The 12,255-nt window shown below is 51.3% G+C and carries 10 protein-coding genes; 9 read left to right on the top strand and 1 reads right to left on the bottom strand.

Translation table 11 applies throughout. The features are described from left to right. The first annotated feature begins 50 nt into the window (after positions 1-50). Positions 51-1,736, top strand: coding sequence for a DUF4091 domain-containing protein (locus ACFPYJ_RS29960; protein ID WP_379191922.1), 1,686 nt, complete (start codon positions 51-53; stop codon positions 1,734-1,736). Positions 1,737-1,760: 24 nt separating this feature from the next. Then, positions 1,761-2,603 (top strand): alkaline phosphatase family protein, encoded by an 843-nt coding sequence (locus ACFPYJ_RS29955; protein WP_379191921.1) that lies wholly within the window; start codon positions 1,761-1,763, stop codon positions 2,601-2,603. A 96-nt stretch (positions 2,604-2,699) separates the two neighbouring features. On the opposite strand, the gene ACFPYJ_RS29950 is transcribed toward ACFPYJ_RS29955, so the two are convergent. Then, positions 2,700-3,014 carry a hypothetical protein gene (locus ACFPYJ_RS29950; RefSeq protein WP_379191920.1) on the bottom strand — a complete coding sequence of 105 codons (315 nt, stop codon included), beginning with the start codon at positions 3,012-3,014 and terminating at the stop codon, positions 2,700-2,702. Positions 3,015-3,172: 158 nt separating this feature from the next. On the opposite strand from ACFPYJ_RS29950, the gene ACFPYJ_RS29945 reads away from it, so the two are divergent. From ACFPYJ_RS29945 to ACFPYJ_RS29915, 7 genes are all read left to right on the top strand, one after another. Then, the gene (locus ACFPYJ_RS29945) at positions 3,173-4,081 is read left to right on the top strand and encodes an ATP-dependent DNA ligase (protein ID WP_379191919.1); all 909 of its coding nucleotides are present in this window, start codon (positions 3,173-3,175) and stop codon (positions 4,079-4,081) included. 320 nt (positions 4,082-4,401) lie between these two features. Then, the gene (locus tag ACFPYJ_RS29940; protein WP_379191998.1) at positions 4,402-5,298 is read left to right on the top strand and encodes an aldo/keto reductase; all 897 of its coding nucleotides are present in this window, start codon (positions 4,402-4,404) and stop codon (positions 5,296-5,298) included. A 265-nt stretch (positions 5,299-5,563) separates the two neighbouring features. Next, a complete protein-coding gene (locus ACFPYJ_RS29935; protein WP_379191918.1) occupies positions 5,564-6,652 on the top strand; it encodes an amidohydrolase family protein in 1,089 nt (362 codons plus the stop codon). Between the two features lie 27 nt (positions 6,653-6,679). Further along, positions 6,680-7,090, top strand: coding sequence for a Rieske (2Fe-2S) protein (locus tag ACFPYJ_RS29930; RefSeq protein WP_379191917.1), 411 nt, complete (start codon positions 6,680-6,682; stop codon positions 7,088-7,090). Between the two features lie 52 nt (positions 7,091-7,142). Then, positions 7,143-8,246, top strand: a complete 1,104-nt coding sequence (locus ACFPYJ_RS29925) for a mandelate racemase/muconate lactonizing enzyme family protein (protein WP_379191916.1) — start codon at positions 7,143-7,145, stop codon at positions 8,244-8,246. A gap of 348 nt (positions 8,247-8,594) precedes the next feature. Next, positions 8,595-10,337, top strand: a complete 1,743-nt coding sequence (locus ACFPYJ_RS29920) for an ABC transporter ATP-binding protein (RefSeq protein WP_379191915.1) — start codon at positions 8,595-8,597, stop codon at positions 10,335-10,337. After that, entirely contained in the window at positions 10,318-12,162 is a 1,845-nt protein-coding gene (locus tag ACFPYJ_RS29915; protein WP_379191914.1) for an ABC transporter ATP-binding protein, read from the top strand. Before ACFPYJ_RS29920 ends, ACFPYJ_RS29915 begins: the two co-directional genes overlap by 20 nt. The last annotated feature ends 93 nt before the right edge of the window (positions 12,163-12,255 follow it).

The following is a 12,255-nucleotide window of genomic DNA, read 5'->3' as shown; positions in this document are numbered from 1 at the left end:
GCATTAGCAGGCACTCTAAATATATTCAGTCGATGAAGGAGCCGAAAAGAATGACGCAAACATCACCAGCATTCGAGACCATTTGTTTAAGCTCGCTCAGTAAAGTGTTCGCTGACGCAGAGCTATGCGATTCCGCTATAACGGCTGGAACCGCTCTCTGGAAGGAGGTATACACCTTCCAGGTCGCTTACCGTTCCCAGCATCTGATCAAGGGGCTGCAGGTAGAGGCGCAGTCGCAGCTCCTGCCCTACATCACCATCCGGTCGGTTGGGCTATCTCCTTCCGAGCTGCCTGTCTACTCGGACCCCGACGTCAAGTATAGCAAAACGCATCCGGGTCTGTTTCCAGATCCGCTATATCCGCTTGCGGAGGGATTACACGCCTTGCCGAATCAGTGGAGAGCGATATGGATTACAGTCGCGCTTCCATCGCTTCAGGCTTCCGAATCGGCGGGAGTTGAAGCAAGCTCCCGCTTTACGATCGACGTGAAGCTGTCAGATGATGCGGGCAATAAGCTGGGCGAGGAATGTTTTACGCTGGAGGTTCTGCCTGCGGAGCTGCCGGATCAGAAGCTCATTCATACGGAATGGTTTCACTGCGACTGTCTTGCGACGCAGTACGGTGTTGAGGTATTTAGCGAGGAGCACTGGCAGCTTATCGAGAGATACATAAGCAATGCAGCGGATCATGGCGTCAATATGCTCCTCACTCCATTGTTTACGCCGCCGCTGGATACAGCTGTGGGAGGGGAGCGTCCGACCGTTCAACTGATTCATGTAGAGCAGATAGGCGAAGATCTCTACCGTTTCGGGTTCGATAGACTGGAGCGATGGGCCCGGATTTGTGGGAAATACGGCGTTACATTCTTAGAGTTTTCCCATCTCTTCACGCAATGGGGGGCGCATCATGCCCCGAAGGTTATTGCAATGGCGGAGGGCAGCGAGAAGCAGATATTCGGCTGGGAAACGGATGCCGCCGGCGAGCCGTATCGGGCCTTTCTGGATCAATTTCTTCCTGAGCTTGTGCGGTTTATTAAGGCACACGGCTTGGAGAAACAGGTTTATTTTCATGTTTCGGATGAGCCTCAGATCCATCAGCTTGAGCAGTATCGGCAGGCAAGCGACTATCTGCGCAAACATCTGGGCGAATTCCGCTTCTTGGACGCGCTTTCCGATTATGAGTTCTATGAGCATGGGCTTGTCGAAATTCCGATACCGGCCAACGATCATATCGATCCTTTCATTGAGCAGGGTGTCGAGCCTTTATGGACGTATTATTGCTGCGCTCAGAATCGAGAAGTGTCCAATCGTTTTTTCAGCATGCCGTCCTCGAGAAACCGAGTGCTCGGGGTTCAGCTGTACAAATTCGGCATCCAAGGGTTTCTGCACTGGGGCTATAATTTCTGGTACACGCAAGGCTCAACAAGAGCAATCGATCCGTTCAAGGTAACGGATTCAGACCGCGCGTTCGCCTCAGGAGATCCATTCGTCGTCTATCCCGGTGCCGATGGACCGATAGATTCCATCCGCTGGGAAGTATTCCGCGAAGCGCTGCAGGATCAAAGGGCGATGGAACTGCTGGAAACCTTGGCAGGCAGAGGCAAAGTACTGGAATTGCTGGAAGAGGGGTTGGATGAACCGCTCAGCTTCAAGACTTATCCTATTGATTTGAACTGGCTGTTAAGCACGAGGGAGCGTATGAATAAAGCGATTAAGGAAGCACTGTCTATAAAATGACAATATCAGGGAGATGTGATAACCATGCCGAAACAAGGTACATGCCAAAGAGTTTTTATACTTGGTATGGACGGAGCGGGCAATTTTGTTCGAGACACGGATACCCCGCATATGCATGAGTTTTTGAAGAGAGGAATCCTTACTTACGACGCGCAAGCTGTGTTACCGACGATCAGTGCAGAATGCTGGGGCTCCATGCTGCATGGTGTCCTTCCCGAGAAGCACGGGTTGAATAATGACCGTGCGGAGCTGGAAGCGTATCCGGAGGATTCCCCTTATCCGTCCGTTTTCAGACTAGCCAGAGAGAGATGGTCCGATGCCAAACTTGCGGCTTTCACGTCTTGGTCCCCAATCAATAGAGGGATTATCGAGGATGGAATCGGCGTCCATAAAGTGTGTTTGCCTGATGAGGAATTGGCTGCTTCGATCGAGACGTATTTGGAAAGCAACACGGATGTCAAACTGCTCTTCATGCAGCTGGACGAACCGGACGCCTCCGGTCACGACAGCGGCTACGGCAGCGATTCACCCCTGTATTTGCAGGCGATTACGCGTTCGGATCAGCTTATCGGGAAAGTATTGGATAAGATTGAGCAGCTGGGGTTAATGGAGGACAGTCTCATTATGATTGTAACGGATCACGGAGGCGGAGGCGCAGCGCGTTATAGCCACGGGAGCGATCATCCGCAAGACAAGACCGTCTTTTGGGGATGCGCAGGACCAGGCATCGAGCCGGGTACACCTATTTCGAACCTTTCGATTACCGATGCCGCTGCGATTGTTGCCTGTGCCTTGGATCTGGAAGCACCGGAACATTGGGATGCCGTTCTACCCGAAGCTTTGTTTGGCCAAAGCCTGAAGGAATAAGAATGCGAGGCATGATTAAGGAGAATATGTATGGCCGAAAAGGCGCAAGGATGAATGATCTTTGCGCATTTTCGGCATTCACTTACGCTGCTTCACTCAATTTGGATGGAGCAATTGTTCGTTTACTTCCCGAATCGCTTGCTGCAGCCCCATCCCGTTATAGCGTTTGACGATCTCCTGCCACATTTTAACCGGATCGCCTTTGCTAAACGCGACTTTCGTCAAATCTTCCTGCGGATTGATTGCAGCGCTTAACTTGTCCTTATTCGGGGTGGAAAGCGATATGATCGATAATGATATCCGAGTCGAGAATAGGAGCCGCAAATGTATGAACTGGATAGACAGTTTCGGGTTCAGCTGCAGGTTCACGCTGCTCCCAAAAGTGCGACTTGATTTATCATTCGTTGACAATGGCCGTGCAAGACTCATCTAGTGATACGGATACTGAGGATTCCGAACGCTTTTCCATCCTTCCGGATAACGGTTGTTTCACCGTTTAGCTGTGAGGCTATAATGGATAATGTTTATTACAAGCGATAAGAAGCCGCTATTGAGGTGATGGCCAGTACATGTTGTTCTCTCCTTTAAAACCGATGATTGTTTCTATGGGCATGGAAGCTTTTGATGATGATAGGTTTATCTTTGAACCTAAATGGGACGGCTTTAGAATACTGCTGCATAAACAAGGAAATCGAGTGGAGGCGTATACCCGTAATGGTAACGTGGTTACGAGCAAGTTTCCTGAATTAAGAGAGGCTATAACCTCCATCAAGGCTCCTGCTGCTATTTTAGATTGCGAGGGAGTTTGTTTACGCGGCGGTAGAACTGTTTTTGATGATTTTTCATATCGCTGTCGTTTAAGTGATCCTAAAAAAATTTCCGCAGCAGCACAGACTCACCCGGCAACATTTATTGTATTCGATGTATTGCTTACGACAGGTGAACATTTAAATGAACCATTATTGACCCGGAAAATGAGATTGAATGAAATCGTCGCTTCAACAGACTTTTTAGCTTTAACGGCTTATATAAAAGGGCAGGGAAAGGCCTTGCATGCATGGACAATTGAGCAGGACATGGAGGGAATTGTCGCCAAACGCCAGGATTCCAATTATATATTGGATGTTGTATCTAAAGACTGGATCAAAATCAAAAATTTCAAATACATCGATACCATTATTCTTGGTTATCGGACTGAACCGCAATTTGGGCTGGTAGTAGGGCTGCACTTTAGGACCGTTCGTTATAAACCAGTTGGTATTGTTGAATTTGGTTTCAGCTCTCATGAAAAGAAGGCCTTCATAGAAATTGCTAAGCAGCTTCATACAACGAAAGAAAAGAAAACACAATGGATTGAACCGAAGCTTTGCTGCCGAATTCAATACTTGGAACGAACGGACCGCCATCAGTTACGTACAACTGTGTTTAAAGGATTTCTATTCGATAAAAAAGCTGAAGATTGCTATTGGATTTATTGAAAATAGGAACAAATCATACACCTGTTGATCTCTTCAATGGATGATTTCAATATTCGAAGAGCATGCCCTTACTGGGTCATGCCCTTTTTTATTTACCAGGTTTTTTTGCTTACTGGGCAGGAGGATAATAACAAATAAGCTTAAGAGCTTTTGTCGCTAATCCCACCTATTACGGGCATCAGCCTGCAGCTTCTTTGATAGTAACTATACACGAGGTAACATACTGATAAAGCTTTCACTCCTTACAGGCGGGGAGAGGTAGTCCTATAATGGAAGAGGATAAGTCTATTCCAATTGACGAAAGCGAGGAAGCTAACATGATGGAGAAACGGCAGTACGGAAATACCGGGATGAATGTGAGCATACTTGGATTCGGCGGAGCGGAGATTGGCTTTGAGGGAGCGACGCTGGATCAGGTGGACAAGCTCCTCGGCAGCGCGCTTGATGCAGGGCTGAATGTGATTGATACGGCGGAATGCTATGCAACCAGCGAGGATCTGATCGGCAGGGCGGTATCGCATCGCCGCGATGACTATTATTTGTTCACCAAGTGCGGCCATTCCTCCGGCTTCGATCAGCCGGATTGGGATCCAGCTATGCTGGAGGCCAGTATCGACCGCAGCTTGAAGCGGCTGCAAACGGACTATGTCGACGTTATTCATCTGCACAGCTGTTCCGAGGAGCTGCTGCGTCAAGGCGATGTCATTGATGTGTTGAAGCGGGCGAAAGAGAAGGGCAAGACGCGTTTTATCGGATACAGCGGCGATCATAAGGCCGCGCAGTACGCCGTTCAATGCGGCGCATTCGACTCCCTCGAAACGTCAGTGAACATCGCCGACCAGGAGGCAGTAACGCTGACGATCCCGGAAGCGCAGAAGCGCGGTATGGGCATTATTGCCAAACGCCCGATTGCGAATGCCGCATGGAAGACAGGGAGCAAGCCGGAATCCGGGTATCACCATACATACTGGGAGCGTCTGCAGACGCTGGATTACGATTTCCTTCGAGGCGATTTGAGCGAATCGATCGGGATGGCGCTGCGTTTCACCCTGTCCATTCCGGGTGTGCACACCGCGATTGTAGGAACGTCCAAGCCTGACCGTTGGCTTGAGAATGCCCGCCTGCTGGAGCAGGGGCTGCTGACTCAGGTGCAGTACGAGACGATTCGCGCGCAGTGGCAGGCGAAGGCTGCAGCCGACTGGTTTGGCCAGGGCTGAGCGCTCTGCTTGGAGAATGCCCCGCAGCATGCGATAAAAACAGCGGCAGTCTCCTCATCAGACAAGTGTCGAATAAATGAATTCCCTGTTAATGGAATGAGCAGGATTTAAGCATAAACGGGTAAAAGGTTAAAGAATTGCAAACAAATATGCCGCTGACAACGCCAAAGAGAATCAATAAACCTTCGCAGTCATTCATTTCGTTATGTACGCGCTTGCAACACTGTGGGATGAATCTATTAAAATTCAGGAGGTTGAGAGTACAATGGAGCAGCAGGTAAAAACCGGCTTGACGAAGAGCAGTGACAGCAAGAAATACGGAATCATCGATTGTGATGTACATCCTTCTCCCAGAAACACGGAAGAGATTCGTGCTTATATGGCCCAGCCATGGAGGGACCGCTATCATGGAAGCACTCGCGGTTTCTTTGGCAATCCGGTTCACGGCGCGCGTCTGGATGCAACCCCGCCGCAAGGCGGGCCGACGGGCTCGGACCCGGAATTTCTAAGGGAGCAATTAATCGATAAATATGGCCACGCCCATGCAATTCTGCTGCCGCGGGCCTTTTGCAATTTGCAGCCCGACCCTGATTTTGGAACCGCTATCGCCGCTGCGTATAATGATTGGCTTGCTGACACGTGGCTAAGTAAATACAACCATGATGGCGTATTCAAAGGATCGATAACGGTCAATCATCAGGACCCTCAGGCGGCGGCGCGGGAAATCGAGCGATGGGCGGGGCATCCCCATTTTGTCCAGGTGATGACCGATTCCGGAGCCCGGGCGCCGTTTGGCCAGCGGCAGTATTATCCCATTTATGAAGCGTGCGAGCGCCACGGACTGCCGCTGGCCATACACCCGGGCACGGACGGAATGGGTATTAATATTCAGCCTTCTCCAGGCTTTCCCACTCATTATATCGAATGGCATACCTGTCTTTCCCTGGGCTTTCAGGCCCATCTCGTCAGCTTCCTGACAGAGGGTGTATTCGAGCGGTTTCCGAACTTCAAGATTGTGCTGACTGAGGGCGGCGTCTCATGGCTGCCCGGCTTAATGTGGCGACTCAATGCCGAATATAAGGCACTGCGGTTTGAAGTGCCGTGGATGAAGCGCCGCCCCAGCGACTATTTGCGGGATCATGTCCGGCTCTCCTCCCAGCCTTTGGAGCGGCCTGACGATGACCGCGAGCTGCTTCAAATGCTTCAGATGATGGATGCCGAACATATTCTTATGTTTGCCAGCGATTATCCGCATTGGGATTTCGATTCGCCCACCCACGCTTTTCCCAAGCTGCCCGAAGCGATGCACAGACGTATTTTTTACGAAAATGCCCGTGAGCTGTACAATTTATAACTAAATTTGCAGGGAGGCCGTTCAGGTATGGGAAGACATGTAATTGGAGCCGCAGGGGATCTGCCTCCGGGCGCGAACAAGATTCTAACGATTGAAGGCCGGTCTATCGGGGTGTTTAATGTAAGCGGAACCTATTACGCCCTCAAGAACAGCTGCCCCCATCAAGGCGCTCCTCTGTGCGCGGGAAAGGTAACCGGAATGACATTGCCGTCCGAGCCGGGACAATATCTGTACGGGCGGGAAGGCGAGATTCTGCGCTGTCCATGGCATGGCTGGGAGTTTGATATTCAGAATGGAAAATCGATTTATGATCCGCATAAATGTCTGGTGAAGACCTATGAGGTTGCCGTTGAAGCAGAGGCGGATGCGGATGAAACCCCTTCTGTAGAGACCTATGAGGTAAAGGTGGAAGAAGCGAAAATCGTCGTATATATCTAGGGCTGTGTTCGGATTAAGGTTATCCACGTATCGCAGAGAGGCGGGTTTTCCAATGAAAATTGCCAGTATTGAGACCTTCACAACGAAAGAAATCAATATCGTCAGAATCCGGACGGATGACGGAAAAGAAGGCTATGGGCAAACAGCCCCTTATATACACGCGAATATCGCCGCTTTGGTGCTTCACCAGCAGATCAGTCCCTATGTGCTTGGAGCGGATGTAAGCCGCATGGAGGACATTGCTCCCCTGTCGGAGAAATGCATCGAGGGAGAGCATAAGTTTCCCGGATCTTATGTATGCCGTGCGGTAGGAGGGGTGGATACGGCCCTGTGGGACCTTCATGGCAAAATACAAAATAAAAGCGTATGCGAGCTGCTCGGCGGCACCCAAACAGCTGTCCAGGTGTATGGCTCCAGCATGAGCCGCTCCATTACTCCCGAACAGGAAGCGGAGAGACTGACGCGGCTAAAGCAGTCCCACGGCTTCAAGGCGTTCAAAATCCGCATCGGCAGCCCTTTCGGGCATGATGAGGACGCATGGCCGGGCAGAACGGAAGCCATTGTTCCGGCAGTACGCGAAGCGATTGGCCCGGATACCTTGCTGTATGTGGATGCGAACAGCGGGTTTTCCCCGGAGCGGGCGATCGAGGTAGGGCATATGCTGGAGCAGTACGACGTATGCCATTATGAGGAACCTTGTCCTTATCCCGAACTGGAATGGACACAGCAGGTGAACCAGGCTCTAAGCCTGGCGGTGACCGGCGGTGAGCAGGATACTTGCCTGGCTCAGTTCAAGCGGATGATTTCAATGCGGGCCGTGGATATCGTTCAGCCGGACATTTGTTATGTAGGCGGTTTAAGCCGTGCATTGAAGGTCGCTAAGATGGCGGAGGAGGCGGGAATCGCCTGCACGCCGCATTCCGCGAATCTGTCTATGGTCACAGTGTTTACGCTGCATATGATGGGAGCAATCCCGAATGCCGGCCCGTTTATGGAGTACACGATCGAATGGGACAACAGCTGGACGGACGGACTGTTTATGCCTCCTCTTAAAGTCGTCGACGGCTCGGTGGCAATTCCCAAAGGTCCGGGCTGGGGAGTTCAGATCAATAAGGAGTGGCTGGAAAAGGCCGACTACCGGATTACAAGTCTGTAATCCCCACATGCATAGGCGCGCATATTACTTGGTGTGCGCCTTTTATTATTTCTGCACAAAAATCAAAGCTGCCCGGCGGCAAGAACATATAGGTTTAAGAATCCGCGTAAACCGCGTTTTTTTTATGGGTAAATATAGTTTCTTGTCATTGGTTCATTCGAAATTAATGGTACGCTAGTGGATGCGCAGGAGCCATGGGGCTGAAAGCGCTGTATAAGATCTATAATAATCAGCGTCCTCCGTATATAATAAATAACATATCGTCCAGCCCTCATTGCACCAATTTACGCAGACTTCTATTTTCGAATATCTAAAGGCACGCCTGCCTTCCATCTTGGAGGAATGTTCATGGTCATGATTTTCGCTTTTCTAAAAAAATACCGGGTTTCTTCAATTGCGGCTCTATTCATGATGCTGATAGAGCTAGCCGTAGAGCTGATGCAGCCATTGATGATCTCCAAAATTATTGACAATGGCATCCGGCAGCAGGACCTGTCCGTCGTGTGGCTGTGGGGCGGCGTATTGACCGGAAGTGCAGTTATTGCGTTCAGTGCCGGGATCGCAAGTTCTTTCTTTGCCTCGCATGCAAGCCAGGGGTTCGGATACGATCTTCGGGAAAAGCTGTATGACAAGGTGCAATCGTTCACCTATCCAGTATTTAACCGATTCTTCACCTCATCGCTGATTACGAGATTAACCGGCGACATTAACCAGGTTCAGGATCTGGTATTCATGAGCCTGCGTTTCATGACGCGCGTACCGCTCGTTGTGGTCGGCAGCGTCATCATGGCACTCGTCGTGCATGTGCAGCTCGGGCTGCTGCTGGCGCTGACGATTCCGATTCTTCTTCTATTTGTCTTATGGGTGATGAAGAAGTCTGCCGAATTATTCCAGAACGTGCAGCTCCGGCTTGATAAAGTTAACGGGGTTATTCAAGAAAATCTCACGGGCATTCGGCTAATCCGCGTCTTCGTTCGCATGAGCCATGAGGTCAACCGGTTTGCACGGTCGGTCAGCGAATTAACGAGAGGCACGGTATCTGCGCTTCGGCTGACAGAGACGACAATGCCTTTCATTCTCCTGATCATCAATGCCGGCATCATCATGGTTCTTTGGTTCGGCCGAATTGAAATTGCAGGCGGCAGTGCAACGGTGGGTGAAGTGGTGGCAGTCGTCAATTATTCCCTGCGGACGATCGGAGCTCTGTCGGCCTTTTCCTGGGTCGTCGTGTCCTTCTCAAGAGGACGCGCCTCCGCACAACGTATTGATGAGGTGCTCTCCACTGTTAATGATGGATTCGAAACCCGGTACAGGGAAGAGCAGAAGACGCTGCCCATTCAGGGACGTGTGGAGTTTGAAAGCGTCAGCTTCTCATATCCGGGCAGCGAGGCTGCCACTCTGATGGATATCTCGTTTAAAGTTGAGCCCGGTGAGCGGATCGCGATCATGGGTGCAACGGGGTCGGGTAAATCTTCTCTCGTGCAGATGATTACCCGCCTATACGAAGAGAACAGCGGGTTGGTGCGGATCGACGGAACGGACGCCAGCAAGATGGATATTTCGAGGCTGCGCGGAGCAATTGGCTATGTGCCTCAAGAAGTGCTGCTCTTTACCGGCTCGATTCGGGACAATATTGCATGGGGGCTGGAGAACGCCAGCCTGGAACAAATCAAGGAAGCCGCTAAGCGGGCACAGATTCACGATACGATCAAGCAGCTGCCGCAGGGGTACGATACGATGATTGGGCAGCGCGGCGTCAATCTGTCCGGCGGGCAAAAACAGCGTCTGACTATCGCCCGGGCACTGGTGCGGAATCCCTCCATTTTGATACTGGATGATAGCACCAGTGCGCTGGATGTGCGCACGGAAGCCGCTTTGCTTGATGCGCTCACCAGCCTGTCCTGCACGACGTTTCTCATCACCCAGAAGATCAGCTCCACGGCGTCGGCGGACCTGATTCTGCTGCTGGACGAAGGGCGGCTGATTGCGAAGGGAAACCATACAGATTTGATGGATGGCAGCACACTGTACCGTCAAATCTATAAATCTCAATATGGAGAGGAGGTCCAGCATGTTCAAAGCTCTCATTGAGCCATTCCGCCATCCTGCGCTGCAGGTGGATGTTCGCACGATGAAGGAAAATACCGGGAGTAAACCGAGAGCCAAAGCGAAGAACTGGTCGGGGACATTGGGACGGATTTGGACTTATCTGGCCCATCACAGGGGCCGGCTGGCGCTCGTCCTGTGCATGGTCATATTGAGTTCCGCATTAGGGCTGCTGGGTCCTTATCTGTTAGGCGCCGCGGTCGATGAATATCTGTTAGGCGCGGGCGGACGTTCATGGATTCAATTTCTGCTCGGACTGACGGCCGTATACCTGCTCTTCTCACTTACTTCCTGGCTGCAAAATATATGGATGATCGGAATCGCACAAGAGACGGTGTACCGGATGCGCACCGATCTATTCTCCCATCTGCACCGGCTGCCCATCTCTTTCTTCGGTAAACGGCAGCAAGGTGAGATCATGAGCCGGCTGACCAATGACATGGAGAATGTGAGCGCGACGCTGAACAGCTCAGCCATTCAAATTTTCTCCAGTATACTGACGCTTATCGGCACACTCGCCGTCATGCTGTGGCTCAGCCCGCTGCTGACGCTGCTGACTTTTGTTGTGGTACCGCTCATGGCGCTCGGTATGCGCTGGATTACCCGCCGGACCGGTCCGCTGTTCAAGGAGCGGCAGCGCAATCTGGGTGAGCTGAATGGTTATATAGAAGAAACGCTCTCCGGTCAGCGGGTAATCAAAGCATTCTCGCAGGAGTCAAGGGTTATCCGCGGCTTCACCGAGCGCAATGACCGGATCAAGCTGTCGGGCTTCTGGGCCCAGACGATCTCGAGCTTCATTCCCAAGCTGATGAACGGATTAAACAATTTAAGTTTCGCAATCGTAGCCGGGGTCGGCGGTATATTAGCTATACAGGGAAAGATTACGGTTGGCGTCATTATCGTGTTCGTTGAGTATACACGGCAATTCACGAGGCCCCTTAATGATATGGCCAATCAATGGAATACGATGCTGTCCGCTATCGCGGGCGCCGAACGCGTATTCGAGATATTGGATGAAGAGGCGGAGGCCAAAGACGAAGGGACTGCAGCTGCACTGAGCCATGTGGAGGGTGCCGTAACCTTCTCTAATGTTTCTTTTTCCTATATTGAAGGCGGAGAAACGCTGAAAGATATTAGCTTCGAAGCGAAGCCTGGGGAGATGATCGCTCTGATTGGCCCGACCGGAGCAGGAAAAACAACACTGATTCAGCTCATCTCACGTTTCTATAACCCGGACAAAGGGAAGATCACCATCGACGGGCGGGATATCACTTCGATTCGGCGCGAGAGTCTGCGTTCTCACATGACATTCGTCCTGCAGGACTCCTTCCTATTCGAAGGGACGATCCGGGAGAATATCCGGTATGGAAGGCTGAACGCCACAGACGAAGAGGTCGAGGAAGCGGCTAAGCTGGCTAATGCTCATTCGTTCATCATACGGCTCGCGGATGGTTACAATAAAAGGCTTCAACCGGGTGGCAGCGGTATCAGTCAAGGGCAAAAGCAGCTTCTTGTCATCGCGCGGGCCATCCTGGCCGATCCTTCGATTCTCGTTCTCGATGAAGCGACGAGCAGCATCGACACGGTCACAGAGATCAAGATCCAGGAAGGACTGCAGCGGCTGATGAAGGGGCGGACCAGCTTTGTCATTGCCCACCGGCTGAATACGATCAGGCAGGCCGACCGCATTTTAGGACTGAAGGAAGGACGCCTGCTCGAACAAGGCTCTCATGATGAACTGTTGGCTCTAGGAGGCTTTTATAGCGAGTTGTATAATGGACAGCTAAAGAGAGCCGGAAGCAGCCGATAATTTAGAGAAGGCAGCCGGATCTATCGAGGCCACTGAAAAAGTCCAAATCTTATAAACAGGATACCTTACCTCCACTTCGAGGGAGGGTATCCT

Source organism: Paenibacillus solisilvae, assembly GCF_042656405.1.
Classification (GTDB): Bacteria; Bacillota; Bacilli; order Paenibacillales; family Paenibacillaceae; genus Paenibacillus_Z; species Paenibacillus_Z solisilvae.
This window is presented reverse-complemented; position numbering and strand designations above follow the sequence as displayed.

Excerpts from the sequence above, each read along its gene's own strand:
- ACFPYJ_RS29920 (WP_379191915.1), top strand. The coding sequence starts at position 8,595 with ATGGTCATGATTTTCGCTTTTCTAAAAAAATACCGGGTTTCTTCAATT.
- ACFPYJ_RS29945 (WP_379191919.1), top strand. The coding sequence starts at position 3,173 with ATGTTGTTCTCTCCTTTAAAACCGATGATTGTTTCTATGGGCATGGAA.
- ACFPYJ_RS29925 (WP_379191916.1), top strand. The coding sequence starts at position 7,143 with ATGAAAATTGCCAGTATTGAGACCTTCACAACGAAAGAAATCAATATC.
- ACFPYJ_RS29935 (WP_379191918.1), top strand. The coding sequence starts at position 5,564 with ATGGAGCAGCAGGTAAAAACCGGCTTGACGAAGAGCAGTGACAGCAAG.
- ACFPYJ_RS29915 (WP_379191914.1), top strand. The coding sequence starts at position 10,318 with ATGTTCAAAGCTCTCATTGAGCCATTCCGCCATCCTGCGCTGCAGGTG.
- ACFPYJ_RS29930 (WP_379191917.1), top strand. The coding sequence starts at position 6,680 with ATGGGAAGACATGTAATTGGAGCCGCAGGGGATCTGCCTCCGGGCGCG.
- ACFPYJ_RS29940 (WP_379191998.1), top strand. The coding sequence starts at position 4,402 with ATGGAGAAACGGCAGTACGGAAATACCGGGATGAATGTGAGCATACTT.
- ACFPYJ_RS29960 (WP_379191922.1), top strand. The coding sequence starts at position 51 with ATGACGCAAACATCACCAGCATTCGAGACCATTTGTTTAAGCTCGCTC.
- ACFPYJ_RS29955 (WP_379191921.1), top strand. The coding sequence starts at position 1,761 with ATGCCGAAACAAGGTACATGCCAAAGAGTTTTTATACTTGGTATGGAC.